Here is a 26,633-nt window from a genome sequence, read left to right as displayed (position 1 = left end):
GATCGAGCGGCCGGCTCGGTACCGACCACGGGGTCACGGCCAGGTGGTTGGCTGGATTTTTTCGCTGGTGGGGAATCTTCCCGCGATCTCGTTCGTCCTTGTCTGTGGCAGGTCTTCGGGAAATGGGAGCGGAATGGGCCACAGGTGCCGCATCTGGCACCTCGGCGGCGTAAAACTGCGCAAGCCGGGCAGCCACTGGGGAGTCGGAGTCCTGGTACTCCGGGGCGAGCGGTGTGCCGGCGGTGGGGAGTGACAAGGGTGATGGGGACGGCGGAGGGGCGCGAGGCGCCCGCCGAGCGCGCGGCGGAGCGCCCGACGGAGCCACGGGGGCAGCGAGAGCCGGATCGCGACATTCCGGTGCGGGGGCGCGTCGGGCGGTCCGCCGGGGAGGAACGGCAGCCGGGGTACCGGCCGTTGTGGATCGAGGAGCCGGCCAAGCGGCACCCGCTGCCCGATCCGGTGCGGACGGCGGCGGTGCGGGCGGTCCTGATCATGGCGGTGACGCTGATCCAGGCGATGGTGGCCTTCCTGTGCACGATGGCCGGGTCCTGGCCGGCCTTCCCCATGGTCATCAGCAGCGTGGTGAGCACGGTGGTGGCCACGTGGGCGGTGGTCGACGTGTGGGTCACCCGCCAGGTGTGGAACCAGCGTTACGGCGTGGTCTCCGAGCCGAGCAGCACCGCCCGGGCCCTGCGCCGCGAGCGGCGTGCCCGCCGGCGCCGGGAGCGGGCGGCCCTGCGCGAGCAGGAGCGGATACGCAGGCGGGGCGGCGCCGGTCAGCTGTCCCACCCCTGACCCGGCGCGGCCCCGCCTCACCGCGTGACCGTCATGCCGGTTTCTTGTACATCCGCGTCGCCGTGATCTCGCTGTGCACCGCTTCTCCGGTCTGGGCCTGCTGGGGCAGCCCGGGCCGCAGGTGCTCCTCCACGCTGATGTACTTCAGGCCCGCCCTGAGGTCCGCGTCATTGCGCAGCCGGATGACCAGCGGGAACTCGGCGAGGGCGGTCGTGTCGAACAGGCCGGTGGTGTAGAGCAGCTGCACGCCCAGCGCGTCGGACACGGCCCGCTGGAGCTCCAGCAGGTACGTCGCGTTGGCGCGGCCGATCGGGTTGTCGAGGAACAGCGTGCCGGCGTGCCGGTGCTTCTCACGGCCCCGGTCGTTCGAACGCAGGGCGGCCATCGTGCAGTACAGCGCGATGGCGGCGGTGAGCAGCTGTCCGCCGGAGAACACGTCGCCCATCTGCCCGACGGGGACGCGCTCGGCGCGCAGCACGGCGTCGGGCTTGAGGATCTCGACGGCCACGCCCCTGGGCTGGAGGGCCGCCGCGACGCCCCGCAGCAGCAGGGACATGCCGTCGCGGCGCATGTCGGAGTTCTTCTTCACGGCCGCGCGGGTGGCGTCGTCGATGACCTCGCCGAGGCGTTCGGTGAGCGTGACCTGGTCCGGTTCCTCGAAGCGGATGCGGAGGAACTCCTGCCCGGACCACTCGCCGAGCCCTTCCGGCAGCCGGGAGAGCCGCTGGGCGGAGCGCAGCGTGGCGAGCGCGGACTCCACCAGCCCGCGCAACCGGTCCACGATCGAGTCGCGGTTGCGCTCCAGCTGGGCCAGTTCGTCGGTCAGGACGCGCAGCCGGGGGGCGAAGGCGTCGGCCCACTTCTGGGCGTGCTCGGGCAGCGCGGAGGCGGGCAGTTCGCGGATCTGCTGGCGGGCGGGGGTGCGGACCTGCTCGTAGCGCGTGGAGTTGGCGTGCCGGACGAGGACGTCGCTCGCCTCGCGCACGGCCGCCTCGGCGGCGGACAGGTCGCCGGCGCAGCCGCGCAGTGAGCGGCGCGTCTCGGCGGCGGAGTGCCGGGCGTCCTCCAGGCTTCCCGGGTAGGGCTCCGGCTCCTCCTGGTCCTCCTCCGGGGCGTGCTCGCGCAGCAGGTCGCGGAGCATCGCGGCGATCTCGTCGAAGCCGCCGGCCGCGTCCTCGGCGCCCCGGTGGGCGTCCAGCAGCTCGGCGTGCGCCTCGCGGGCCTGGGCCAACGCCTCGGTCCGGGAGGCGAGTTCGCCCGTCGCGGTGCGCAGGAGCGCCTGGGCGTGCTCGGCGTCGCGCGGGACGAGTTCCTCGGGCAGCTCGGTGTGTGCCTCGCCGTCCTCGGGGGCATGGCGCTCGGCCTCGCCGCGCAGCCGGCCGAGCTGCTCGCTCGCGGTGGACATGCGGGTCTCCAGGAGCTGCACCAGCTCCTCCGCGCGCGCGGCGGCCGCCTGCCGGGAGGGGCCGTCGGAACCGTCGGGCGACTGGAGCAGCTGCTCGGCGCGGGTGCGCACCTTGTTGGTGAGCCGGTCCAGTTCGGCGCGGGCCGCGCTCTCGTCGCTCTCCGCGCGGGCCTGCTCGGCCCGCAGGTCGGCGCCGACGCCGACCTTCTCGTACACCTGGGACGCGGCCCGGTAGGCCTCGCGGAGGGCGGGCAGGGACGCCTTCGGGGCGTCCACGTCCTCGACCGGTACGTCGTCGGGGGCGCCCGCGATCTCGGCGCGCTCGGCGCGCAGGGCGCGGGCGGTGCGGCGGGCGTCGTCGGCGGCGCGCTGGGCGGCGCGGCGGTCCTCGTCGGCGGCGCGGGCGCGGTCCAGGCAGGCCTGGGCGCGGGCCTCGGACTCGGCGGCCTCGTCGGCGAGTTCGCGGAGCTTGACCTGCCAGCCGGCGCGCTCACGGAGCCGGAAGGCGAGACCGGCGAGGGCGTCGGCGGCCCGGCGGGCCTTCTGCGCGGCCTCCTGACGCTCGTCGCGCAGCTGGGCGGCCTCGGCGGCGGCCTCCTCGGCCTCCGCGCGTACGGTGCGCGCCTCGGTCAGTTCCGCCTCGGCCTCCTCGGCGAACTCGCCCGCCTCCTGGGCGGCCCGGGCGAGTTCGGCGAGACGTCCGGCGGGGCAGCCGGTGCGCCAGGAGGCGAGCCGGGCGGCCAGCTCGCGGTCCTTGCCGAGCCGGGCGGCCAGGGTGCGGATCTCCTCGTCGCGCTCGGCGGCCCGGGCGCGCAGCGCGTGCCGTTCCTCGTCGGCGGCGAGTTCGTCGTGCATGGCCGGGTTCGGCGGCACGAGGAAGACGTCCTCGGAGGAGGCGTCGGTGGCGGGGGGCGGGGCGAGCAGGGCGGCGGCCGTGCCGACGGCGACGGTCGACCGGGGCAGCAGGGCGGCGTCGGCGAGGGCGTCGCGGGCGCGCGCGTGCGTGTCCGGATCGGTGATGATCACGCCGTCGACCAGTTCGGGCCGGGCGGTGAGCACGCGCGCGTGGTCGGCGGGGTCGACGGACTGGGCGAGATAGCGCCAGCCGGGGAGCGCGGGGATGCCGTGCTCCCCGAGGAACTCCACGGTGGCCAGCACGTCCGGGCCGGGCGGCAGCAGCCCGCCGTCGCCGAGCGCGCCGAGGATCCGGGCGTCGTCGGCGGCGGCGGTGCGCAGTTCGAACAGATGCCGTTCGGCGGTCGTCACGGCGGCGTCGAGGAGCGCGCGCAGCTCGTCCGCGAACCGGTCGAGTTGGTCGGGCCGCAGCGGGCCCTCGGCGGCGGGGGGCACCTCCGCGGCCGTCGTCGCGCGCATGTCGTCGGCGGTGTCGGTGCGCGGGCCGGGAACGCGCGCCCCGCTCGGGATGCCGGGCAGGCCCAGCAGTTCCGCGAGCCGCTCCTCGGCGGCCAGGGACTCGGCGAGGCGCTGCTCGGCCTCGTGGGCGCGCGCGGCCGCGGCCGCCGCGTCGGCCGCGCGGGCCGCCGTCAGCTCCGCACGGGACTCGGCGGCGGCCGCCTCGCGCGCGTGCTCGGTGACCTTGCGGGCGGCCTCGCGGGCCGCGTCCCAGGCGGCCACCGCGGTCTTCTCGGCGTCGCTGGCGGCGAGCGCGGCCCTGGCCGGGTCGGCGTCCGGGGCGCTGTCGTCGAGCCAGCCCGCGCGGACCGCCTCGGCGGTCTCCTGCTCGACCTCGGTGAGGCGCTGGCGCAGATGCCCGGCCTCGCTGCGGGCGCGCTGGGCCTCGGTCGCGCCGGTCGTGGAGTCGCGGTGGGCGCGGTCGCCGACCTCCTGGAGGGCGGCGGAGCGCTCCTCCTCCTCGTTGGCGAGACTCTCGGCGCTCTCGGCGGCGGCGTGCAGGGCCCGTACGAGGTCGACTGCGGCCTTGGCGCGGGCGGCGAGCGCGGGCGCCGCGTCCCGCTCGGCCTCCTGGATGGCGGCGGACACACGCGCGACGCGGTCGGCGGCGGCCCGGTGTCGCAGCACGGCCTCGGCGGCCTGCCAGGCGGAGTGCAGGGTGCGGGCGTCGGCCAGCTCGCGCTTCTGCGCGGCGGCGGACTTCTCGGCGGCGGCGAGCGCCAGGGAGGCGTGCCGGTAGGCGAGTTCGGCGGCGGTCAGGGCGCTGCGCTCCCGCGCGCCCTCGGAGTGCGTGACGGCGTAGGCGGCGGCCGTGACGCGCTGGGCGAAGTCGGCGGCCCGTACCCGCTCCCGCACGGCCCGCGCGGACAGCCGCCGGGCGAGGGTGCGGGTGCGGCGCTCGGCACCGGCGTGGACGTCACGCGCACGCGTGCGGGTCTCGGCGGCCTCGACGATGCGTCCGAGCAGGTCGACCGAGCCGGCGGTGAAGTCCCGTTCGGCGATCAGCTCGGCGCGCCGGCCCAGCTTGTCGCCGAAGCCGCTGACGAGGTCGGCAAGGCCGTCGGTGTCGCGGGTGTCGGTGACCGCGCGCAGCAGCAGGTCGGTGAAGTCGGAGTCCTTCTTGACCGCGAAGAGGCCGGCCGCCTCGCCCTCGTCGGCGTTCATCTCCCGCTGGTAGCGGAAGAGTTCGGGGTCGAGGCCGAGGTCGCCGAGGTGCTCGATCCAGCGGTCGTGGATCTCCTCCCAGTGCACCTCCAGATGTGGGTAGGCCTTGCCCGCCTCGGTCAGCGCGTCACGGAAGCCCTTCATGGTGCGGCGCCGGCCCTGGGCGCCCGAGGTGCCCTCGACGGGCGGCCGTACGGCGGTGGCCTCGGCGACCGGCAGGTTGTCCAGGCTCAGTCCGGGGCCGGGCCGGAAGGAGTACCAGGCCTCGGCGAACTTGCGCGGGTCGTTGGAGACCTGCCGGCCTCGCCACTCGCTGACCTTGCCGACGACGACGCACTCGCCGGTCTGCACGTGCTGCCACTCCAGCGCGACGTGTCCGCAGTCGTCTGCGAGCAGGAACTTGCGCAGCACGCCGGAGCTGGCGCCGCCGAGGGTGTTGCGGTGGCCCGGCAGCATCACCGAGAAGATCAGCTTGAGAAGGACGGACTTGCCGCCGCCGTTCTCCAGGAAGAGCACGCCTGCGGGCGCGGGGCGGCGCGGCGGCCCGGCCGGCTCCTCCTCGAAGAACTCCGCCTGCGTGGGCGCCGGGTCGGGCACGGGCTCGCCCACGCCCCGCAGGTCAAGCACGGTGTCGGCGTAGCGCGCACCGGCGGGCCCGATGGAGTAGAGGCGGACCCGGGACAGCTCGTACATGGCGGACTCTCGTAAGTCTGGTGAAAGGTGCGGTGGTTCAGGTCGTGGCGGGGCCCTGCGGCCCTCAGGAGTGGAACGGCAGCCCGGCGTCGGCCACCAGCTCCAGGTCCTCGGTGTCCTCGGCGGGCAGCAGGCTGGCCGTGCCGTCGGTCACCGGGACGACGCCCAGGTCGAGCAGTTCGGCCATCGCCGCGGCGCCGGCCATGTCACGGACCTGGAGTTGGTAGCGCGCCGTGGTGCGGTATGTGCCGCCCCCGTCGTCGCCGGTGCGCTGGAGGAAGCCCGAGTCGGTGAGGAAGGCGAGGGCCTTCGCGACGATGCCGGTGGTGGAGGCGGCGGGGCGGCGGGCGTCCTTGGTGGCGCCGGTGGCGCTGCGTCTGGCCCAGATCCGCCAGGCGGCTTCCAGGCCGGGTGCGCCGGTCGCCGGGTCGGTGTTCTCGCCCTGCTGCTCGGCCCGCTCCTCCAGGCGCCGGCAGGCCTGCCGTACGAAGGAGTCCACGCCGTTGACCGTGACGCGGCCGATGTAGGAGTCGTCGGCCAGGTCCTCGGGGCGCGGGAACGCCAGGGCGGCGGCGGCGAGATGGGCGAGGCCGTGCAGGAAGCGGTCGCCGGAGTCGGCGGCGGTGCGACGCGCGTAGTCGCCCATGCGGACGGCGAACACGGAGTCCTCGGCGGCCGTCACGGCCATCCCCGCGCGCGCGGACACTTCCAGCACGACGAGGCCGAGCCCGGCGGCGACGGCATCGGCGAGCCGCGCGAACGCCGGGTCGTCGCGGTAGCGGCGCAGCAGCTCCGTGTACTCCTGGTCGCGCGCGGGCTGCACCTTGGGCTGCAGTCCGAAGGCGACGAGCCGCGCCGCGTCGGCGGCGTCGGCGGGGGTGACGGCGGCACCGGCCGGCGCGGCGGCGGGCTCGGGCTCACTCCAGTCGACGTGCTCGGTCACGGCTTCGGCTCCTTGTCGCGTTCTTGCTCGGTCATGCTGCTTCCGTCCGGTCGGCCGCCATCCCGGCCGCGTCCAGCAGCGCGGTGCCCACGATCAGGTCCGCCCCGCCGAACTCGGGATCGTCCAGCTCGGTCCCGTCGTCCACGGCGAACAGCAGCTTCTCCTCGCCCTGGCGGTACGCGGTACCGACGGCCGGGCTGGCCGCGTGCACCGCCAACAGGGCCACCAGATACGCCAGATCGGGGTCGCCGCTGCGGCGGGCCTCGGCCAGCAGCCCGGACAGCCGGCGCGGCGCGTCGGCCGGGAGGTCCAGCAGCTCCGTCGCGGCGACCAGTTGCTCCTCGCTGAACCGGCTGTCGTCCGGCGTGGCGATCAGGTCGGGCTCGGGCATCTCCGCGCCCAGGTGCTCCCGTTCGACGGGCGGGGTCAGCAGTATGTCGACGAGGTCCGCCACGCGCACGGAGACCGGTGTGCGCAGACCCGTGCCCTGGGCGAAGAAGGCGTCCGTGACCCGGATCGCCTGCTCCACGGGCAGCGGCAGGACGGGGGCCACGAGATGGCCGTACAGGTCTGTTCCGGACGTCGTCGCCGGGGTGGCGAAGGCCTGCCGGTCCTGCTCGGCGCGGAAGAGCGGGCCGGCCTCCAGCAGGCGGGACTGGAGCTGGGTGTGCCGCCGGATGCAGTCCTTGACGATGTCGACGAGTTCGGCGGCGCGGCGCTTGTGCTCGGGCTCCTCGGTCTCGTCGCGGGCCTTGCGGATGTTGGTGAGGATCGCGTTCTCGTGGCGGTAGCGGTCCGCCACGTGGTCCAGGGCCTCGGCGATCATGTCCGGCACGGAGTTCAGCCAGTCGACCGCGCGGACGTTGCGCCGGGTGGCCTCCAGGGCGCGGCGCAGGGTCTCGGAGTACTGCACCGTGCGGTAGCGGGCCTGCTCGGCGGCGAGCTGGGCGTCCGCCAGCCGACCGCGGTTGATCAGCACTTCGAGCTTGACCTCGGCGGCGATCTGGGCGCTGGTGACGTCGGTGTCCAGGGCGCCGACCAGGACGTTGACCGCCTCGTCCGTGGTGCGCAGGTAGACCGTGCCGCCGGGGCCGGGGACCTCTTCGATCAGCTTGAAGTCGTAGTCCCGGCGGACGTACGTGCCGTCCGGGCCGAAGGTGCCGTACACGGCCCGGAAGCCGCGGTCGGCGCTGCCGACGTTGATCAGGTTCTCCACGACCCAGCGGGCCACGCGCTCGTGCTCGCCGGCGGGCCGCTGCGGGGCCTGGGCGGCGATGCGCGGGATCAGCCGGGCCACGATCTGCTCGTGGTCCGCGCCGGTGTCGAAGTCCATGTTGAGCGTGACGAGGTCGATGGCGGCCAGGGCCACCTCGGCCATTCCGTAGACCGAGTACTCACCGGCGAGGTTGGCCTTGCGCGCGTCGAGGTCGTGCAGCGGCGCTGTGCAGGCGAGGGCGCGCAGCCGCCGCGCCAGGCCCTCGTCGGCGGCCGGGCCCGGAGCCGGGCGCGCCGCGGCGCTGAGCTGGGGCGGAACACGGTCCGTCGGTGCGGGTGAAGTCACGGTGCACAGACTAGGTCCTCGGTCTGACATCGACCCAAACGACGCAGAAGCGACGGGCGTCACACAGGCTCAGGAGAGCCCGGCGCTCTCCTCGCCGACCCTGCGCCGGTACACCTCCACCACCCGCTCCAGCGAGTCGGTGAGGTAGGTCTCCAGCAGGTCCTCCGCCCCGAGCCGGTCACCGGCCTGGAGCGCCCGGAGGATCTGGTGGTTGCGGGCGAGGTACGGCTCGTGCAGCCGGCGCGGGTCGTCCACGACGTGGAAGGCGAGGCGCAGTTCGGCGAAGACGCTGCGCATCAGTTCGTCGGTGCGTTCGCTGCCGGCGAGGGCGACCAGTTCACGATGGAAGTGGATGTTGGCGGTGCCCAGCGCCTTCCAGTCGGTCGCGGCGGCCGCCGTCTCTCCCTCGGCGACCGCCGCGGCGAGCCCGTCCAGCGGGTACGGCGGCTCGCCGAGCGCGCGGACGACGGCACACTCGACCAGGGTGCGCGCGCGGTAGATGTCCTCGACGTCCTCGACGGTCAGGACCCGGACGAACACGCCCCGGTTCAGCTCGTGGACCAGCAGGCGTTCGTGCGTGAGCAGCCGGAAGGCCTCGCGCAGGGTGTTGCGGGAGACCCCGAGCGCCCCGCCGATGCCGTCCTCCGACAGCCGCGTGCCGGGCGGGAAGTAGCCGTCGGCGATACGGCTGCGGAGGATGTCCGACACGCGCTCGGCCGTGCTCGTACGCCCGAGGAGGGCCCGGTCGCCGGCCAGTCCCGTGAGCTGCTCTGCCATGCCGGGAATTCAATCGCAGACAGGCGGAACCAGACAACACGGGTATTGTCGGATCGTCGAACGATCCATCGTCCGTCCGCCTCGGCTAGCCGACCCCGTTCGCCGCCACCTCCGCGTCCTCCCGGTGGGACGCCGGCGCCTCCGCCTCCGCGCGGTGGCCCGCACCGCCGGGCGTCGCGGCGCGGTTCACGACGATACGGCGCAACTGTGCCCCGTCGGCGGCGCCGGTGCGCTCCGGCAGGGCGGCCAGGGCCGCGGACACCGCCGCCGACGCGCTCTGGTCGAGCCGGGCGCCGTTCCCGCGAGCCTGGTGGCGCATCTCGTCGGCGGCGAGACGCAGCAGCTGGGGCAGCAGGTCCTTGCACCGCCGCACCACCCACCCGGTGCCGGCGGTGGCCAGCCACAGCAGGCTCGCCGTACGGGTCGGCGGGGGGAACTCCGGCTCGGGCGAGGGAGGTTGGCCGCTCGCCCGGCCCGCCTCGGCGAGCAGGGCGTGGAAGTGGGCGGCCAGCTGCCGGTGTCCGCGCTCGCTCGGGTGCAGCCGGTCCGCGCTCCACAGGGCCCGGTCCGTGATCCAGGTACCGCCCGTCGCGTGCAGATGGACGGCGCCGTACCGCTCGGACAGCGTGTGCACGACGGTGTTGACCGCGCGCTGCCGGCGGGCCAGCGGGCGGGCGAGGGCGCCGGGGAGCCCCAGCATCGCGCCGGGGTCGGGCAGGCAGGCGGTGAGCAGGGTGGCGCCCTGCCGGGTGAGGGCGGCGTACGCCTCGTCGAGGCGGGCGGCCACCGTGCGGATGTCGAAGGTGTGGCGCAGGGTGTCGTTGACGCCGATGACCACGCAGGCCACGTCCGGGCGCAGGGCGAGGGCGGCCGGGAGCTGCCGCTCCCCCACGTCCCGGGTCTGCGCCCCGCTGACGGCGAGGTTGGTGAACTCCACGTCCCCCGCGAGGGACGGCGCCAGCAGCGCGGCCCAGCCCCGCCAGCCGGTGCCGACGGGGTCGCCCACGCCCTCGGTCAGCGAGTCACCGAGGGCGACGAAGCGGACGGCTCTCATGCCACGCCCTCCGGGACGGCGCCACGCCGGAGCGCGGTCACCGGGGCGTCGTGCGCGGCGAGGAACGCCTCCACGGCCGTACCCCACCCGAAGCACTCGGCACGCGCGCGTGCCGTCTCGCGGCGCTCGCGCTCGCCGCGTTCCAGGAGCATGTCGACGGCGTCCGCGAAGGCCTCACCGTGGTCGGCCGCGGTCGCGCCCGCGGACCCGATCACCTCGGGCAGCGCCGAGGAGGCGCTCGCCACGACGGGCGTGCCGCAGGCCATGGCCTCCAGCGCGGCCAGCCCGAAGGTCTCGGCGGGCCCGGGGGCGAGGGCTATGTCGGCGGACGCCTGGAGCGCCCCGAGCACGGCCCGGTCGGAGACGTGCCCCAGGAAGGTCACCGGCAGCCCGCGCTCCCGCGCGCGCTGCTCCAGCCGGGCCTTGAGCGGTCCGTCCCCGGCGACCACGAGCACGGTCTTCCGGCCGCGCCGCAGCAGCGCCTCCAGGGCGTCGAGGGCGGTGCCGGGACGCTTCTCGACGGAGAGCCGCGAGCACATCACGAGCAGCGCCTCGTCCTCGCGCGCGTGGCGCTCGCGCAGGGCGGGGTCGCGCAGCGCGGGGTGGCGTTGCATCAGGTCGACACCCAGGGGGGCGCGTACGACGTTGCGCGCGCCGATGCGGATGAACTCGCGCTCGGCGAACTCCGTGGTGCACACCACCCGTGAGTAGACGTGCGCGGTGCGGGTGTTGAGGGCGTCGGCGGCCTTGCGGGAGAGGTTCTCGGACAGGCCCCAGGTGCGCAGCACGCCGTCGGCGGTCTCGTGGGAGACCATCACGGCGGGCACGCGCGCGCGTCGGGCCCAGCGGCCGGTCCAGCGCAGGGTGGTCCGGTCGGAGACCTCCAGCCGGTCCGGGGCCAGCTCCTCCAGGAGGGCGGCCACGCGCCGCTTGTCGGTGAGGACGCGGTAGCCGCCGGTGCCGGGCAGCAGCGGGCCGGGCAGGGTGATGACGCGGCCCTGCTCGGTGTCCTGGTCGGTGTGCCGTTCGCCGGGCACGACCAGCACCGGTTCGTGGCCGGCCGCGCGGAAGCCCTTGCCGAGTTCGCGCAGGGCGGTGCGCAGGCCGCCGGAGGCGGGGGCGACGAAGTTGGCGAGGCGGACGATGCGCAGGGAGGAGCCGGTGCCGCTCATGCCGCCACCGCCGTCCTGCGGGCCGCGAGGACGTCGCCGTAGTGCCCGATCAGCCGGTCGCCGACGGCGGCCCAGGTGCGGCCCTCGACCATGGTGCGGGCGGCGAGGCCGTACGCGATCCGGCGGTCGGGGTCGGTGACCAGGGTGCGCACGGCCTCCGTCACGGCGGCGGCGTCGAGCGCCGGGACGAGCAGTCCGGTGCGCTCGTGGGCGACCAGGTCGAGCGGGCCGCCCGCGGCGGGCGCGACGACCGGGACGCCGCTGGCCATGGCCTCCTGGACGGTCTGGCAGAACGTCTCGAAGGGGCCGGTGTGCGCGAACACGTCCAGCGAGGCGAAGATCCGCGCGAGGTCGTGGCCGGTGCGGCGGCCGAGGAAGGCGGCGCCGGGCAGCGCCTCGGCGAGGTGGGCGTGGCTGGGCCCGTCACCGACGACCACGACCTTCACGCCCTCCAGTCCGCAGACTCCGGCGAGGAGTTCGACGTGCTTCTCGGGGGCGAGCCGGCCGACATAGCCGACGATCAGCTCGCCGTTCGGGGCGAGTTCGCGGCGCAGGGCCTCATCACGGTGTTCTGGCTTGAAACGTACGGTGTCCACGCCGCGCGGCCACAGCCGGACCCGGGGCACGCCGTGGGCCTCCAGGTCGGTGAGGGCGGCGCTGGAGGGGGCCAGGGTGCGGTCGGCCGCGGAGTGCACGGAGCGGATCCGCCGCCAGGCGGCCGCTTCCCCGGCGCCCATGTACGTACGCGCGTACCCGGCGAGATCGGTCTGGTAGACGGCGACGGCGGGGATGCCGAGCCGGGCGGCGGCGGCCATGCCGCGGACGCCGAGGACGAAGGGGCTGGCGAGATGGACAAGGTCGGCGCGGTGGTCGAGGAGGGCCGCGGCGAGGCGCCGGCTCGGGAGGGCGACGCGGACCTGGGGGTAGCCGGGCAGGGGGAGGGAAGGGACGCGGACGACCGGGCACGGGGCGTCCGTGTCCGGTGCGCTGCCGGGAGCGGGGGCCGGCGCGACGACGAGCGGGGAGTGACCGCGATCAACGAGGTGCCGGGCGGTCTGGAGCGCGCAGTGGGCCACGCCGTTCACATCGGGGGGAAAGGATTCGGTCACGATGACGACACGCATACGGGTGTTGTCGCCGCGCTGGACGTGGCCGCGTCAACGTCGATCTTTCCGCCCGGGGAACGTCCTGTGAGCGTTGGGCTGCACACCCGAGCGGGTCAGACGGCCGTCATGGCCGCCTGACCCGCCGGTCATCCGGTGTTCACCCGGCGGGCGGTCGTCCGCGTGTTCCGTACGCGTGCGTGGGGGGTCAGCCGCCGGCGGTGTCGGGGCCGAAGCGGCTGCGGACGGCCGTCTGCACCTCTGCCTCCTCGGCCGGATCGGCGGCCAGGCGGCGCAGGCGCTCCACGACCCGGGTGTCACCGGTCTCGGCGTGCCGGGCGGCGATCTCGCGGGTGGTCTCCTCGCAGTCCCACAGGCATTCGACGGCGAAGCCGGCGGCGAAGGAGGGGTCGGTGGCGGCCAGGGCGTGGGCGGCGCGGCCGCGCAGGTGGGACGAGGCCGTCTCACGGTAGACGTGCCGCAGGACGGGGGCGGCGCAGGCGATGCCGAGGCGTCCGGCGCCGTCCACGAGGGTCCACAGGGTGGGTGCGTCGGGGCCCTCGCCGCGTACGGCCTCGCGCAGGGCGCCGAGGACCAGGTCCTTGTCGCGCGCGCCGCCCCGGCAGGCGAGCATGCGGCCCGCGGCGGCGCCGAGGGGGTCGGGGCGCTGGGCCCAGCGGCGGGCGCGGTCGACGGCGGCGACGCTGCGCATCCGTTCGAAGGCGTCGACGGCGGCCTCCACGACGACGGTGGTGCCGTCGGCGACCGCGGCCTCGATCAGGTCGAGGGCTTCGGCGTCGTTGCCGTCGGCGAGATAGCGCAGGGCGGTGCAGCGGGCGCCGTCGGTGCCGGTCCGGGCGGCCTGGACGATCTCCGCGCGGTCCTCGGGACCGGCCACGGCGACCAGACAGCGGGCGGCCGGCACATGGAGTGCGGCGCCGCGGTCCATGCCCGCCTGCGCCCACTCGAAGACGGCGCGCACGCTCCAGCCCGGCCGGGGACCGGTCGGCTGCATCTGCCGCTGCCAGCGGTCGAAACAGCCGGTCTCCTGCGCGGCACGCACACGCGTGGCGATCGATTCGCGCGGATCCTCCGTCCACAGCCGCCAGGGCCGGGGCTCGAAGGCGTCCCGGACGGCGGCGGCCAGCTCGGCCTCGCCCTCGGGGTCGGTGCCGAAGCGGGCCAGGACGGGGGCGGCGAGGGCGCGCAGGCCCGCGTCGTCGTCCCGCAGGGCCAGCTCGTCCAGGGCCCACGCCCAGTTGCTGCCCGTGGCGGCGTACCGCCGCAGCAGTTCGAGCGCGTCGAGCCTGCCGTAGGAGGCGAGGTGCCCGAGCACGGCGAGGGCGAGACCGGTGCGGGACTCGTCGGTGTCGAGAACGTCCTCGGGGCCGAAGAGATGGGCCGCGATTTCGTCCAGCTCGCCATTCAGGTCGAGGTACAGGCGTGCGTAGTAGAGAGAGCGGTTCTCCACCTGCCAGTCCTGGCGGGGGTCGCGCAGCACGCACTGGTTCAGCGCCGCGAGCGCTTCCGCGCGCGGGGCGGTGAGCGCGTGCAGCGTGCCGTCGCCGCGGCCCCGCTGCAACAGGCCGAGCAGCGTACCGCTCGGCGCTATGAACGGATCGAACATGGGAAACAGCCTCACATCAAGCGTCGACGCAACCGGAGAACACGCACTACCTGGCCGCGTGACACAACGTCGGAGCGCCCGCCGTCTCTTGCTTGCTGTAGACCATTTCTCTCTGCCTCTCGTCGGTGGCCCATGCGGACCGCATCACGGCCCGCGCGGTGCGGCAACACCTGCCCAGCCATCGCGTCCGTGAATCACGTCGTCATGATGACCCGCGGTGTGTGCTGCCGCGACCGTATTTCCGGCGGCCTTGTACCGCCTCCCCCGTTTTGTGTGTCGTACCTAGTCAGGACATGTGCGTCAGTGTGCGCCGAACAGTTCCAGGAGTTCCGTCTTGCCGAACATCCGCGCGGTGTCGACGGCGGAGGGCGTGCCCGCGGCGGGATCGGCCCCGCCCGCCAGGAGCGCCTTGATGACCTCGGCCTCACCCTTGAAGACGGCTCCCGCGAGCGGCGTCTGGCCTCGGTCGTTGACGTGGTCCGCCGCCGCGCCGCGCGCGAGCAGTTCGCGCACCGTCGCCGCGTGGCCGTGGTAGGCGGCGAGCATCACGAGGGAGTCGCCGCGGTCATTGGTGAGGTTGGCCGGAACACCCGCGTCGACGTACGCCACGAGCGCCTCGGTCTGCCCCTGCCGGGCCAGATCGAAGATCTTGGTCGCCAGCTCCACGACCTCGGGGTCGGGGGCTTCGCTCATCGGCCGGACCGCCTCTCCTGGAAACTTCGGGGACTTGCAGGGAGCGTACGGCAGCGAGCGGAACACGGCCGTACGAGTGAATCGTCAGCGTACTGGCTCGCGGGGCACATGACCCGATGTGCCCAAGGTAAAGATCACGCCCGCCCCTGTTCGGGGCATCAGCCCTGGCCAACCGGGCGGAACGCGCTCCGCCGACCGAGGGACAGCAGTCAGATTTCACCCATTTGCACCTTTTATCGTATGGACACATCCTGTGATCCTGGAAGAACTCATGGTGACTGTCCCCCTCGACACCAGGAGGCCTCAAATGGTCTTTTCCATGTCCGGCGTGATCATTCTCGGCGTCATCGTCTTCCTGTTCTTCCGCAAGGACGGACTCAAGGGCTCGCACGCGACCGTGACAGCCCTGTTCGGCTTCTATCTCGCCAGCACGGGCATCGCCCCGAGCATCAAGGCCGGCGGCGAGAGCCTGGCGAGCCTCCTCGGCGGCATCAAGTTCTGACCCAGCCCGTCCCGCCCGCACGCACCATCAGGAGACAGCAGTGGCCCGGCGCCCTCTCCCCCGCATTCTGAGCAAGGACAGCGCCCAGATCGCCCGGACGCAGCTCGCCCGGAGCCGGGAGCTGGCCCGGACGGCGGCCGACAGTGCCACCGACGTCCTCCATCCGCTGATCGCCGTCACGCGCGGGATGCGCCGGCTGGCCTCGGCCGGGCGGCGCAAGTGGGCGGACACGCCCGAGGACAAGCGCGGGCCGCTGCTGTTCCTGGTGGCCGCCATGGTCCTGGTCGTGGCGCTGACGCCGTACGGCCCGTTGCTCGCCGTCCTGTCCGTGATGGCGGCAGCGGCCTGGCACGGCCGCGACCGCACCGAGCCGGCCCCCGAAGGGCCGGACGAGAGCCAGATCGAGCGGCTCCAGTCCCTCTACGAGGCCCTGGTGCCGTACTTCACCGACCCCGAGGACCCGGCGCCCCTGTACACGCACGGCGGGGAGTGGGAGAAGGCCTTCGCGACGCACGAGTTCGACGACGACGGCCGCGTCGGCCACCTCGTGATCCGCTACCCGGCCTACTTCCCGGACGGCGAGTCCGAGGCCCGCGCGCGGATCGAGCACCTGCTCACCGCGAAGGCCGGACGCGGCCGCGAATACCACTTCGGGTGGGACGAGGAGGGCAACCAGCTCACCGTCACCGTCCTCGCCCCGCTGCCCACCGACATCGCCGCCCAGCACTTCGTCACCGCGCCGGGCGAGACCGTCCTCGGCTTCACCGACCCGGGTGAGGTGCAGCGCACGCTCCCCCTCGCCTACGGCGAGGAACAGATCGACGTCCCGCCGGTCGTCTGGCGCACCGGCGTGCGCTCCACCGAGCCGCACCTGTTGGCCGTGGGCCAGCCGGGCGGCGGCGCGTCGACCCTGCTGCGCTCCCTCGCCCTCCAGGCGCTGCGGTACGGCGACGTCCTGATCGTCGACGGCGGCGGCACCGGCGAGTACGCGTGCCTGACCGGCCGGGACGGCGTCCTGGCCGTGGAGTGCGCGCTGCCCGGCGCCCTGGCGAGCCTGGAGTGGGCCGCGCAGGAGACCGAACGCCGGCTCATCGCCATCAACCTGGCCCGGCAGGCGGGCGACCCACCGCCGGCGGACACCCGCCGCCCGCTGTGGATCCTCCTCGACCGACCCGCCGTCTTCGCGCACCTCGCCGGCTCGGAGGGCCGCCAGGACCCGCAGGCCCTGCTCCAGGTCCCGCTGCGGCACGGCCGCGCGGCGAACGTGACCGTCGTGGTGGCCGAGCAGTTCGACGGCGCGGAGGCGCTGAGCGACGTCGTCCGCCAGCACACACGCGCGCGTGTCGTCCTCGGCTCCACCACGCCTCGCCAGGTGGAGGCGGTCCTCGGCGCCGCGCCGCACACCACACCGCCGGGCCAGGTCCCGCCCGGACGCGGCTACGCCCGCCTGGGCTCCGGCCCGGTGCACCGCCTCCAGGTGCCGCGTACCCCGGACCCGTACGACGACGCCACGAGCGACGCCGACAGCGCGGCGGTGCTGGACCTGCTGCCGCCCCGGAGCGCGGTGGTGGAGGCCCAGCCGCCGGAGCCGGCGGATCTGACGAAACCCTCGGTGAGCGCGGAGACGGTGCGTGCGGAGACGGTGGGGGCGGAGACCACGTAAGGGCGCGCGCACCGCATCCCGCTACCGGCGCCCCGCAAAGCCGCGCAGGAGGCGTCAGGCCACGAACGTCCGCGGCGGCTCCACGCCCCCCGTCGCCCCCGTCTCCACCAGCCGGGCCGCGGCCGCCAGCCGTACCGCCGCCTCCTCCGCCACCGCTCCCCCGACGGTGAACGGCAGCCGTACATAGCCCTCGAACGCGCCGTCCACGCCGAAGCGGGGGCCGGAGGGGACGCGAACGCCGGTGCGTTCGCCCGCCTCGGCGAGCCGGGACCCGGACAGGCCGCCGGCGCGGACCCACAGGGTCAGACCGCCCCGCGGCACCTCGAACTCCCAGGTGGGCAGTTCACGGCGGAGCACCGACACCAGCGCGTCCCGGTTCTCCCGGGCCTGAGCGCGGCGCAGTTCCACCGCCTGCTCCCAACCCCCTGTACTGAAGAGCCAGTTGACGGCGAGCTGTTCCAGCACCGGGGTGCCGAGATCGGCGTACGCGCGCGCGGCGACCAGGCTGCGGATCACGTCCGGCGCCGCCCGCACCCAGCCGATGCGCATGCCCGCCCAAAACGCCTTGCTGGCCGAGCCGACCGTGATCACCGTGGAACCCGCCGGGTCGAACCCGCACACCGGGCGGGGCATGTCCGCCGCGTCCAGGTCCTCGTCCAGCCACAGCTCCGTCATCGTCTCGTCCGCGACGAGCACGGTGCCGGCCGAGCGCGCCGCGTCCACCAGCCGGCGCCGCTGGTCCTCGTCGGCGAGCGCGCCGGTGGGGTTGTGGAAGTCGGCGACCACGTAGGCGATGCGCGGCGCGGCCTCGCGCAGCACCTGGCGCCAGCGGTCCATGTCCCAGCCCGACAGGCCTTCGGCCATGGCGACCGGGACCAGGCGGGCGCCGGCCTCGCGCATCAGCTGGAGGATGTTGGCGTAGGACGGGGATTCCACCGCGATGCGCTCGCCACGGCCCGCGAAGAGGTGGCAGATCGCGTCGATGGCGCCCATCGCCCCCGTCGTCACCATGATCTGCTCGGGCATGGTGGGGATCCCGCGCGCGGTGTAGCGCTCGGCGATCATCTCGCGCAGCGCGGGCAGCCCGGCCGGATAGTCGCCGTGCGTGTGGGCGTACGGCGGCAGTTCCTCCAGGGCGCCCTGCACGGCCCGGGTCAGCCAGGGCTCGGGGGCCGGGAGCGAGGCGCAGCCCAGGTCGATCACCGAGCCCAGCGCCTCCGGGGGCAGGGGTTCGAGGCCGCGGGCCGGGATCGGGTTCCCGGCCGGCACCGCGGTCCAGCTGCCGGCGCCGCGCCGGGACTCCAGGAAGCCCTCGCTGCGCAGCGCCTCGTACGCGGCCGCGACGGTGGTGCGGCTCACGGACAGGGAGAGGGCGAGTTCGCGTTCGGCGGGGAGGCGGGCGGCGACCGGCACGCGCCCTTCGAGCACCAGGAGCCGGATGCCGTCCGCCAGTGCGCGGTACGCGGGCGGGCGGCGGGTGCCCGGACCGGCCGGACGCTCCTGCTGGGAGTTGAGGAGCCGGGCGAGTTGCGCGGCGCCCATCGCAGAGGTCCACTGCGCCATGACGATCAGTCCACCTTCCCCGAATTGGCCATGGATGACTCTTCATCCCAAGCCACAGAGTGACATGTGTCAGGCCACTGCCACCACCCAGGGGGGTATTTCATGTCCACTCCCGACCGTCTCGTACGGCGGCTGATCCAGCTGTACGCCGGCCTCGCGCTCTACGGCGCGAGTGCCGCGCTGCTCGTGGCGGCGGGCCTCGGGCTGGAGCCCTGGGGCGTGCTGCACCAAGGGCTCGCGAAGCTGACCGGGCTGACCATCGGCGTGGTGTCGATCGTCGTGGGCGCGGCGGTGCTGCTGCTGTGGATCCCGCTGCGCCAGCGCCCGGGACTCGGCACGGTCTCCAACGTCTTCGCCGTCGGCCTCGCCATGGACGGCACGCTCGCACTGGTCCCCGACCCGCGCTCCCTCGCCGTACGGATCCCGCTGATGCTCGCGGGGATCGTGCTGAACGGCGCCGCGACCGGCCTGTACATCTCGGCGCGCTTCGGCCCCGGCCCCCGCGACGGGCTGATGACCGGGCTGCACCGGCGCACCGGCCGCTCGATCCGGCTGGTGCGCACGACGATCGAGGTGGCGGTGGTGGTCACCGGCTTCGCGCTGGGCGGCACGGTCGGCGTGGGCACCGTGCTGTACGCGGTGTGCATCGGCCCGCTCGCCCAGCTCTTCCTCCGGGTGTTCGCCATCCCGGCGGAATCGGCCCGCAGCACGGTCGTTGCCGAAGCGACACCGGAACGAGTGATACTGCGTCCGTGACCCTCACGACACCGGCCAAGCGCCACCCGTACCTCGACCACCCCGGCCCCATCCCCTTCGCCCACCGGGGCGGGGCCGCCGACGGCATCGAGAACACCGTGGCACAGTTCCGCCACGCGGTGGAGATGGGCTACCGGTACATCGAGACCGATGTGCACGCCACGGCGGACGGCCGGCTCGTCGCCTTCCACGACTCGACCCTGGACCGGGTGTCCGACGGGGCGGGCCGGATCGCGGACCTGCCGTGGGAGGACGTACGGCACGCGCGCGTGGGCGGGCGTGAACCGGTGCCGCTGTTCGAGGAGTTGCTGGAGACCTTCCCCGGGGTCCGCTGGAACGTCGACGTCAAGGCGGAGCCCGCCCTGCGGCCGCTGCTGGACCTGATCGAGCGCACGGACGCCTGGGACCGGGTCTGCGTGGGCTCCTTCTCCGAGGCGCGGGTGCTGCGCGCCCAGCGGCTGGCCGGGCCGCGCCTCGCGACCTCCTTCGGCACGCGCGGGGTGCTCAGCCTGCGGCTGCGCTCGTGGGGTCTGCCGGCCGCCGTGCGCCGCTCCGCCGTCGCCGCCCAGGTGCCCGAGGCGCAGTCGGGCGTGCCGGTGGTCGACCAGCGCTTCGTTCGCGCCGCCCACGCGCGCGGGCTGCACGTGCACGTGTGGACGATCAACGAACCGGAACGCATGCACCGGCTCCTGGACCTGGGTGTCGATGGCATCATGACCGATCACATCGACACATTGCGCAAGGTCATGGAGGACCGCGGCGTCTGGGCCTGACCGGCCCGGCGGCGGCCCGAGCCTTCGCAGTTCAGCGGGGAAAGCGAGGGCACGGGTGGGAATCGACACCGTGCGCACAGGGGCTGCGGACGAGACCGCCGCTCTCCGGCGCGAGCAACGCGGCTGGTACTTCTACGACTGGGCCTGCTCGGTCTACTCGACGAGCGTCCTCACGGTGTTCCTGGGGCCCTACCTCACCTCGGTCGCCGAGCGGGCCGCGGACTCCGGCGGCTATGTGCATCCGCTGGGCGTGCCGGTCCGGGCGGGCTCCTTCTTCGCCTACTCGGTGTCCCTCTCGGTGATCGTGGCCGTGGTGCTGATGCCGCTGGTCGGCAGCGCGGCCGACCGCACGGGCCGCAAGAAGCCCCTGCTCGCGGCGGCGGCGTACACCGGGGCGGCCGCGACCACCGGCATGTTCTTCCTCGACGGCGACCGGTATCTGCTCGGCGGGGTGCTCCTCGTCGTGGCCAACGCGGCGCAGTCCGTCGGGATGATGCTCTACAACTCCTACCTGCCGCAGATCGCCCCGCCCGAGGAACGCGACGCGATCTCCTCGCGGGGCTGGGCCTTCGGCTACGCGGCGGGCTCCACGGTCCTCGTCGCCAACCTGGTGCTGTACTCGGCGCACGGCTCCTTCGGGCTGTCCCAGACGGAGGCGGTGCGGATCTGCCTGGCCGCGGCGGGCCTGTGGTGGGGCGCCTTCACGCTCGTACCGCTGAGCCGGCTGCGCGACCGGCACGCGCGCGCGGAGCGCGCCACGGCGCCCGGGCTGCGCCAGCTCGCGGCGACGGTCCGGGACATGCGCCGGCATCCGCTGACGCTGTCGTTCCTGCTGGCGTACCTGATCTACAACGACGGCATCCAGACGGTGATCTCCCAGGCCTCGGTCTACGGCTCGCAGGAGCTGGGGCTCGGTCAGTCGACGCTCATCGTGGCGGTGCTGCTGGTGCAGGTGCTGGCGGTGGCCGGGGCGCTGGCGATGGGGCGGCTGGCCCGGACGCACGGCGCGCAGCGCACGATCCTGGGCTCGCTGGTGGCCTGGACGCTCACCCTGGCGGCAGGCTACTTCCTGCCCGCGAAGGCGCCGGTGTTCTTCTTCGTGCTGGCCTCCGGGATCGGCCTGGTCCTCGGCGGCAGCCAGGCGCTGTCCCGGTCGCTGTTCTCCCATCTCGTGCCGCCCGGCAAGGAGGCCGAGTACTTCTCGGCGTACGAGATGAGCGACCGCGGGATGAGCTGGCTCGGGCCGCTGCTGTTCGGCGTGACGTACCAGCTGACCGGCAGCTATCGTTCCGCGATCATCTCGCTGGTGGCCTTCTTCGTGATCGGTTTCGCCCTGCTCGCCCGGGTTCCGGTGCGGCGGGCGATCGCCGAGGCGGGGAACCCCGTCCCGGAAAAGATCTAACGCGGATTTAGCGTTCAAGGCGAAAGGGCGGTAGTGTACGCGTTTGGCCTGCCAGGCGTACCGTTACTGCGCGTCAAAGATGCCGAAACGCTGGGTGACATCTGCTAGCAGATGTGACAAACCGGGCGCTGGTGGGTACAACAAGGGGCGGCTACGACGGCGACGCATGACCCGGAACGGGACTCGGAACGGGAATCTTTACCGCCGACCGGACGTTGACCGGATGACGACGACAGCGACACCTGTCCTGTGGGCGACAAGCCCGGGAGGCACGATTCATGAGTGAGCGAGCTCTTCGCGGTACGCGCCTCGTGGTGACCAGCTACGAGACGGACCGCGGTATCGACCTGGCCCCGCGCCAGGCCGTGGAGTACGCATGTGAGAAGGGGCATCGTTTCGAGATGCCCTTCTCGGTCGAGGCGGAGATCCCGCCGGAGTGGGAGTGCAAGGTCTGCGGGGCCCAGGCACTCCTCGTCGACGGCGACGGCCCTGAGGAGAAGAAGGCCAAGCCCGCGCGTACCCACTGGGACATGCTGATGGAGCGGCGTACCCGTGAGGAACTCGAAGAGGTCCTTGAGGAGCGCCTGGCGGTTCTGCGCTCGGGGGCGATGAACATCGCGGTTCACCCTCGGGACAGCCGTAAGTCCGCATAACGCCGCAGACGAACACACCGCGGGCGCCGTACGTGAATCTCACGTACGGCGCCCGCGGTTTTCGTATGAGTACGGGACGCTCAGCGCGTCAGGGGCGGGTACTGCTCCCCCGGCTCCGGACGGTGTCCCGCGCCGTCCTCGCGGATGACCTCGCCCTGCACCACCTTGCCGTCGGGCCGGTGCATACGGGCCTGCTGGAAGGCGTCACCCAGACTCCCCGGGGCCGCGGCACGCAGCCGCTTCTCCAGGGTGTTCTCGGCGAAGCGGCTCACGGCCTTCTGGACCGGCGGCAGGAGCAGCAGGAGGCCCGCCGCGTCGGAGAGGAGGCCGGGGATCATCAGCAGCAGGCCGCCGAGCATCATCAGGCCGTTGCCACCGCCGCGCGCCGGGGAACCGCCCTGCTGCAAGGCCTCGTTGAGGCTCTGGAAGGCACGGCGGCCCGCCCGCTTGATGACCACGGAGCCGCCGACGAGGCCCGCGACGAGCAACAGGAAGACGGCGAGACCGCCGGCCGCGCCCGCGACCAGGGTCAGCAGCCAGATCTCCAGCACCAGCCACGCGGCGACCCCCAGCGGCAGATACCTGCGCAGCCGGGAGCGCCGGGGCCGGGTGGAGTACGCGGAGGTGGGAACACCAGTCGTCATGCTCCCAGTGTGCCTGGCGGCCCCTCAGCACGGGATAAGGGGGCGATCGGCCCCGACCGTGCGACGAGCGTCAGGCCCGCTTGCCCTTGAGCTTGGCGACACGGTCCCCGGCGCCCCAGGCGGTGACCCGCCACAGCGCCTCGATGAGGATGTTCTTGCTCATCTTGGAGTCGCCGAGTTCGCGCTCGACGAACGTGATCGGGACCTCGACCACGTGGTAGCCGGCCCTGACCGCGCGGCGGGCGAGGTCGACCTGGAAGCAGTAGCCCTGCGAGGCGACCTCGTCCAGGCCCAGGCCCTCCAGCGTCTCGCGCCGGAAGGCCCGGTAGCCGCCGGTGATGTCGCGCAGCGGCAGGTCGAGGGCGATGCGCGAGTAGAGGCTGCCGCCGCGCGAGATGAACTCACGGGACTTGGGCCAGTTGACCACCCGGCCGCCGGGCACCCAGCGGGAGCCGAGCACCAGGTCGGCGCTCTTGAGGGCGGTGAGCAGCCGGGGCAGCTCCTCGGGCTGGTGGGAGCCGTCGGCGTCCATCTCGATCAGCACGCCGTAGTCGTGCTCCATGCCCCAGCGGAAGCCCGCGAGGTAGGCGGCGCCGAGGCCTTCCTTGCCCTTGCGGTGCATCACCTGGACGTGCGTGTCCTCGGCGGCCAGTTCGTCGGCGAGCTTTCCCGTGCCGTCGGGACTGTTGTCGTCCGCGATCAGCACGTGCGCCTCGGGGACGGCCTTGCGTACCCGGCCGACGATGGTCTTGATGTTCTCCGCCTCGTTGTAGGTCGGAATGATCACCAAGGCTGTGCCGAGCGGACCGAACTGCCTCCCCTGGTTTTTGGCGTCCAGGGTCCCGTCGCCGTCGTTCACTGCTGCCCCTTCTGGTCGTACGCAGGGGTCCAACCATAGTGGCCGGGGCCTGGCCGGTCGCACCGACATCGTTCGTATCGTGGTGTCGATTCCACAAGAGTGGGGTAAGAACGCGTTTTTCGGCACCTTGGTGGTGGGCATTGAGTATCTTTCCGCCACCTGTGACCCCGACGCCACCTGTGGCCCCTGCGGATGGAGGCCCGGCGCCCTTCGGGCCGACCTGGGACCCGCTGGCTGCGGATCGACCGAAAGCCGTTGTCTACTGAGCGCCGGGCCCCACCCGGGTCACACCTTGCCGACCGGCCGGAACGTTCCCTCGTCGGCGCGGGCGCTGAGCCTGGCTCCCAGTGGCGGTGCCCGGTGCGGCACACCGTCCCTGACCCAGCGGCGCTGCGACGAGTCGCGTGAACGCTCCCCGGTCGGACGTCCGGTGGTGGACTCGGACGAACCTACCGGCCCGTGGGCGCCGACTGTCAAACACCCCCCGGACCGGCCACGACGGCCGGGGCGCCGGGCCGGCCCGGGAGGATGCGCAGGTCGGGCGGCGCGGCGACGGCGACCGGCCGGCGCCGCGCCACCCCGGCAGATCACTCGCCCGGCCGTACGAACACTGTTCGTCCGCCCACCACCGTACGCAGGCAGACCGGCAGGTCGCGGCCCGGGGTGAGGTCGGGAAGGCCCGGTGTGCCGGAGCGCGGGTCGGTCGACCAGCGGGCCACCCGGTCGTCGGGGGCCTGGACGACCAGCTCGTCGGTGCGCCAGACGGCGTAGTCGGCGGGGGCGCCCGGCACCAGGATCCCCGCGTCGTCCCATCCCACGGCCCGCCAGCCGCCGCGCGTGTGGGCCGTGAACGCGGCGCGCACGGAGACCCGGTGCTCGGGCGTGTGGTGGAACGCGGCGGCGCGCACGGTGCCCCACGGGTCGAGTGGGGTGACCGGGCTGTCGGAGCCGAAGGCGAGCGGCACGCCGGCGCGCAGCAGGGCCGCGAACGGGTTGAGGGTGCGGGCCCGCGCCGCTCCCAGCCGCCGCGCGTACATGCCGTCCCCGCCGCCCCACAGCGCGTCGAAGGCGGGCTGCACGGAGGCGATCAGGCCCAGCTCGGCGAAGCCGGCGACCGTCTCCGGGGTGAGCATCTCGGCGTGTTCGACGCGGTGGCGGGCGGCGCGGACGCGGGCGAGGCCCAGCTTCTCGGCGGCGGCGCGCACCCCCTCCACGACGGCGCTCACGGCGGCGTCGCCGATGGCGTGGAAGCCGGCCTGCAGGCCCGCCTCGGTGCAGGCGACGACATGCGCGGCGACGTCCTCGGCGTCCAGGTAGGCGGTGCCGGTGTGGGCGGCGTCGGCGTACGGCTCGTGGAGGCAGGCGGTGTGCGAGCCGAGGGCGCCGTCGGCGAAGAGGTCACCGGCCGCTCCCGCGGCGCCCAGTTCGCGCGCCCTGGCCACGCCTTCGTCGGCCCGCTCGGCCCAGTAGCCGACGACCCTCGGGCCGGACTCCTCGGCGGCGAGCGCGAGCAGGCCGGTGAAATCGTCCTCGGAGGAGATCTGCGGCCCGCCGCACTCGTGCACCGTGCCGATGCCGAGCGAGGCGGCGTGCGCCAGGGCGGTGCGCTGGGCCTCGGCACGCTGGGCCGGGGTGACGGCGGCGTACGCGGCCCGGCGTACGGCGTGGTGGTCGTCCTTCGTGAGCGGGGCGTCCGTGCGCGGGAGGTCACCGGGCACCAGGTCGAGCAGGGCGGTGGTGACGACCGCGGAGTGGACGTCGATGCGGGAGAGGTACAGCGGACGGCCGCCGGCGGCCTCGTCCAGCTCGGCGCGGGTCGGCGGGCGGCCGCCGGGCCAGCGGGCGGCGTCCCAGCCGTGGCCCAGCAGGACGCGGTCGTCCGGGCGGGCGGCGGCGAACTCGCGGACCCGGGCGAGGGCCGCGTCCAGCGAGGGGGCCGCGGACAGGTCGAGGCCGGTCAGGGCGAGGCCGGTGGACGTGGTGTGCACATGGGCGTCGGTGAAGGCGGGGGTGACGAGGGCGCCGTCGAGGTCGACGACCTCGTCCACACCCTCGGCGAAGGCGTCGGCGGCGCCCTCGGAGCCGACCCAGGCGACATGGCCGGCCTCCACGACCATCGCCGTCGCGAAGGGGTCCGCGGGGCTGTGCACCTCGCCGCGGCGCAGGAGGACGGTCTGGGGGGGCTCGGCGGTGCGCTCACTCATAGCCGACAGTTTCTCTCGCCGCGGCGGTGCCGCCGCACCAGGGGCACCGCTCAGCGCGCCCGCCGCCGAAGGGTCAGATCTTCGGCGGTCTCGCCTCGTACGGCGTCGACAGCACCACGGTCGTCCGGGTCGAGACGCCCGCCAGGCTGCGCAGCCTGGCCAGCAGCTCCTCCAGTTCGTGCGGGGTGGCCACGCGGACCTTGAGGATGTAGTTCTCGTCGCCGGCGACGCTGTGGCAGGCCTCGATCTCGGGGACGCCGGCGAGGCGGTCCGCGATGTCGTCGGGGGCGCTGGGGTCGAACGGTTTCACCGAGATGAAGGCGGTGAGCGGCAGCCCGACGGCCTCGGGGTCGACCACCGCGGCATAGCCGCGGATGACACCCCGCTGTTCGAGCCGCCGCACCCGCTGGTGCACGGCCGACGTGGACAGGCCCGTGGCCTTGCCCAGGTCGGTGTAGCTCATCCGCCCGTCCTTGACGAGCAGCTGCACGATCTGTCGGTCCAGCTCCTCCATGGCGCCAAAACCTACCCTGCGCCTGATCTCCCGGGGTAGCCGAGAGTGCAGGTCATGGCCGGTTCGCGACGAAAAGCACCGCGAATCGCCCAGCGCACGCACCTGCACGCGGCATGTGACGAACGACACACGCCCCGAACGGTCTCCGTGATGTTCTCGTGATTACCCCCGGGACCGGACGGGAAGTGCTTGCTGTGGTCGAGGCCGCAGCGCCTTCACGGCCCAGCCTTAGGGGGAGAATCCCATGCAGAGTGTCCATCGCCCTGGTCGCACCACGTCCAAGCGACAGCAGCCGGTCGTCGAGCCCGAGCCGGAGTACGCCGAACCCGACGCCCTCGACGACGAACCGGACGCCTACGACACCTTCGAGATGTACCGGGTGATCTGCCCGGACTGCGCGCAGCCGATCGCGCTGCTGGCGGGCGAGGAGATCCTGCCGGAACACGCGCTGTGCGTCTCGCCGTGGAACCCGTTCGGGCTCACGGTCTGTGCGGGTACGGGCCGCGCGGCGGCCGACGCCCGCTCGGCGGACGAGTCCGCCGAGCCGCAGGAGCAGGACACCGCCCTGCTGCTCACGCTCCCCCAGGGTCTGAACTGGCGGACGCAGCCCTTCTCGCACGTCGGCGGCCCGGGCTCGCGCCCGATGCGCGTGCCGGAGATGCGCCACCAGGCCGCCTGAGCCACCGCGACTCCCGCCGGC

22 protein-coding genes are annotated in these 26,633 nt (G+C 73.9%); 8 read left to right on the top strand and 14 right to left on the bottom strand.

The window, feature by feature from the left end; genetic code table 11:
• Positions 1 to 261 precede the first annotated feature (261 nt).
• A complete protein-coding gene (locus ACZ4MF_RS36280) occupies positions 262 to 795 on the top strand; it encodes a hypothetical protein (RefSeq protein ID WP_467496887.1) in 534 nt (177 codons plus the stop codon).
• 31 nt (positions 796 to 826) lie between these two features.
• Here the strand turns inward: ACZ4MF_RS36280 and ACZ4MF_RS36275 are convergent, their stop codons facing one another.
• The 9 genes from ACZ4MF_RS36275 to ACZ4MF_RS36235 all read right to left on the bottom strand — a co-directional run bounded on the left by ACZ4MF_RS36275 (position 827) and on the right by ACZ4MF_RS36235 (position 14,400).
• Positions 827 to 5,470: a hypothetical protein gene (locus ACZ4MF_RS36275; protein WP_467496885.1), complete on the bottom strand. Its 4,644-nt coding sequence runs from the start codon at positions 5,468 to 5,470 to the stop codon at positions 827 to 829.
• Positions 5,471 to 5,534: 64 nt separating this feature from the next.
• Entirely contained in the window at positions 5,535 to 6,413 is an 879-nt protein-coding gene (locus ACZ4MF_RS36270; protein WP_467496883.1) for a hypothetical protein, read from the bottom strand.
• A gap of 31 nt (positions 6,414 to 6,444) precedes the next feature.
• Positions 6,445 to 7,974, bottom strand: a complete 1,530-nt coding sequence (locus tag ACZ4MF_RS36265) for a hypothetical protein (protein WP_467496881.1) — start codon at positions 7,972 to 7,974, stop codon at positions 6,445 to 6,447.
• Positions 7,975 to 8,043: 69 nt separating this feature from the next.
• Positions 8,044 to 8,751: a GntR family transcriptional regulator gene (locus ACZ4MF_RS36260; protein WP_467496879.1), complete on the bottom strand. Its 708-nt coding sequence runs from the start codon at positions 8,749 to 8,751 to the stop codon at positions 8,044 to 8,046.
• An 85-nt stretch (positions 8,752 to 8,836) separates the two neighbouring features.
• On the bottom strand, positions 8,837 to 9,805 hold the full coding sequence (locus ACZ4MF_RS36255; protein ID WP_467496878.1) for an SGNH/GDSL hydrolase family protein: 969 nt from the start codon (positions 9,803 to 9,805) through the stop codon (positions 8,837 to 8,839).
• Positions 9,802 to 10,977 (bottom strand): glycosyltransferase, encoded by a 1,176-nt coding sequence (locus ACZ4MF_RS36250; RefSeq protein WP_467496876.1) that lies wholly within the window; start codon positions 10,975 to 10,977, stop codon positions 9,802 to 9,804. The genes ACZ4MF_RS36255 and ACZ4MF_RS36250 overlap by 4 nt, the downstream gene beginning before the upstream one ends.
• A complete protein-coding gene (locus tag ACZ4MF_RS36245; protein ID WP_467496875.1) occupies positions 10,974 to 12,101 on the bottom strand; it encodes a glycosyltransferase family 4 protein in 1,128 nt (375 codons plus the stop codon). Before ACZ4MF_RS36245 ends, ACZ4MF_RS36250 begins: the two co-directional genes overlap by 4 nt.
• Before the next feature lie 187 nt (positions 12,102 to 12,288).
• On the bottom strand, positions 12,289 to 13,707 hold the full coding sequence (locus ACZ4MF_RS36240; protein WP_467496873.1) for a HEAT repeat domain-containing protein: 1,419 nt from the start codon (positions 13,705 to 13,707) through the stop codon (positions 12,289 to 12,291).
• Positions 13,708 to 14,007: 300 nt separating this feature from the next.
• Entirely contained in the window at positions 14,008 to 14,400 is a 393-nt protein-coding gene (locus tag ACZ4MF_RS36235; protein ID WP_356032840.1) for an ankyrin repeat domain-containing protein, read from the bottom strand.
• A 307-nt stretch (positions 14,401 to 14,707) separates the two neighbouring features.
• Between ACZ4MF_RS36235 and ACZ4MF_RS36230 the strand changes: the two genes are divergently transcribed.
• Together ACZ4MF_RS36230 and ACZ4MF_RS36225 are read left to right on the top strand one after the other, a co-directional pair.
• Positions 14,708 to 14,902, top strand: coding sequence for a hypothetical protein (locus ACZ4MF_RS36230; RefSeq protein WP_356032837.1), 195 nt, complete (start codon positions 14,708 to 14,710; stop codon positions 14,900 to 14,902).
• A 40-nt stretch (positions 14,903 to 14,942) separates the two neighbouring features.
• Positions 14,943 to 16,565 (top strand): hypothetical protein, encoded by a 1,623-nt coding sequence (locus ACZ4MF_RS36225; RefSeq protein ID WP_467496870.1) that lies wholly within the window; start codon positions 14,943 to 14,945, stop codon positions 16,563 to 16,565.
• A gap of 54 nt (positions 16,566 to 16,619) precedes the next feature.
• On the opposite strand, the gene ACZ4MF_RS36220 is transcribed toward ACZ4MF_RS36225, so the two are convergent.
• The gene (locus ACZ4MF_RS36220) at positions 16,620 to 18,128 is read right to left on the bottom strand and encodes an SCO1417 family PLP biosynthesis transcription factor (RefSeq protein WP_467496868.1); all 1,509 of its coding nucleotides are present in this window, start codon (positions 18,126 to 18,128) and stop codon (positions 16,620 to 16,622) included.
• A 102-nt stretch (positions 18,129 to 18,230) separates the two neighbouring features.
• On the opposite strand from ACZ4MF_RS36220, the gene yczE reads away from it, so the two are divergent.
• The 4 genes from yczE (at position 18,231) to ACZ4MF_RS36200 (ending at position 21,712) form a co-directional block, all read left to right on the top strand.
• Positions 18,231 to 18,884, top strand: a complete 654-nt coding sequence (gene yczE, locus ACZ4MF_RS36215; RefSeq protein ID WP_467496866.1) for a membrane protein YczE — start codon at positions 18,231 to 18,233, stop codon at positions 18,882 to 18,884.
• Complete coding sequence (locus ACZ4MF_RS36210) at positions 18,881 to 19,657, top strand: glycerophosphodiester phosphodiesterase (RefSeq protein ID WP_467496864.1); 777 nt, start codon at positions 18,881 to 18,883, stop codon at positions 19,655 to 19,657. The genes yczE and ACZ4MF_RS36210 overlap by 4 nt, the downstream gene beginning before the upstream one ends.
• A gap of 55 nt (positions 19,658 to 19,712) precedes the next feature.
• A complete protein-coding gene (locus tag ACZ4MF_RS36205) occupies positions 19,713 to 21,059 on the top strand; it encodes an MFS transporter (protein WP_467496862.1) in 1,347 nt (448 codons plus the stop codon).
• A 278-nt stretch (positions 21,060 to 21,337) separates the two neighbouring features.
• Positions 21,338 to 21,712, top strand: coding sequence for an RNA polymerase-binding protein RbpA (locus ACZ4MF_RS36200; RefSeq protein WP_003977404.1), 375 nt, complete (start codon positions 21,338 to 21,340; stop codon positions 21,710 to 21,712).
• An 80-nt stretch (positions 21,713 to 21,792) separates the two neighbouring features.
• On the opposite strand, the gene fxsA is transcribed toward ACZ4MF_RS36200, so the two are convergent.
• From fxsA to ACZ4MF_RS36180, 4 genes are all read right to left on the bottom strand, one after another.
• On the bottom strand, positions 21,793 to 22,356 hold the full coding sequence (fxsA, locus tag ACZ4MF_RS36195) for an FxsA family membrane protein (protein ID WP_467496860.1): 564 nt from the start codon (positions 22,354 to 22,356) through the stop codon (positions 21,793 to 21,795).
• Positions 22,357 to 22,426: 70 nt separating this feature from the next.
• Positions 22,427 to 23,215 (bottom strand): polyprenol monophosphomannose synthase, encoded by a 789-nt coding sequence (locus tag ACZ4MF_RS36190; RefSeq protein WP_356032818.1) that lies wholly within the window; start codon positions 23,213 to 23,215, stop codon positions 22,427 to 22,429.
• A gap of 587 nt (positions 23,216 to 23,802) precedes the next feature.
• Positions 23,803 to 25,419 (bottom strand): amidohydrolase, encoded by a 1,617-nt coding sequence (locus tag ACZ4MF_RS36185; protein WP_467496858.1) that lies wholly within the window; start codon positions 25,417 to 25,419, stop codon positions 23,803 to 23,805.
• A 73-nt stretch (positions 25,420 to 25,492) separates the two neighbouring features.
• Positions 25,493 to 25,933: an Lrp/AsnC family transcriptional regulator gene (locus tag ACZ4MF_RS36180; protein WP_067046457.1), complete on the bottom strand. Its 441-nt coding sequence runs from the start codon at positions 25,931 to 25,933 to the stop codon at positions 25,493 to 25,495.
• 244 nt (positions 25,934 to 26,177) lie between these two features.
• Here ACZ4MF_RS36180 and ACZ4MF_RS36175 point away from each other — a divergent pair, with 244 nt between their 5' ends.
• The gene (locus tag ACZ4MF_RS36175) at positions 26,178 to 26,612 is read left to right on the top strand and encodes a hypothetical protein (RefSeq protein ID WP_467496856.1); all 435 of its coding nucleotides are present in this window, start codon (positions 26,178 to 26,180) and stop codon (positions 26,610 to 26,612) included.
• Positions 26,613 to 26,633 lie beyond the last annotated feature (21 nt).

The sequence above is a fragment of the Streptomyces sp. NPDC025793 genome (assembly GCF_055558375.1).
The sequence above is the reverse complement of the archived record's forward strand: the minus strand, read 5'-3'. Positions and strand labels throughout refer to the sequence as shown.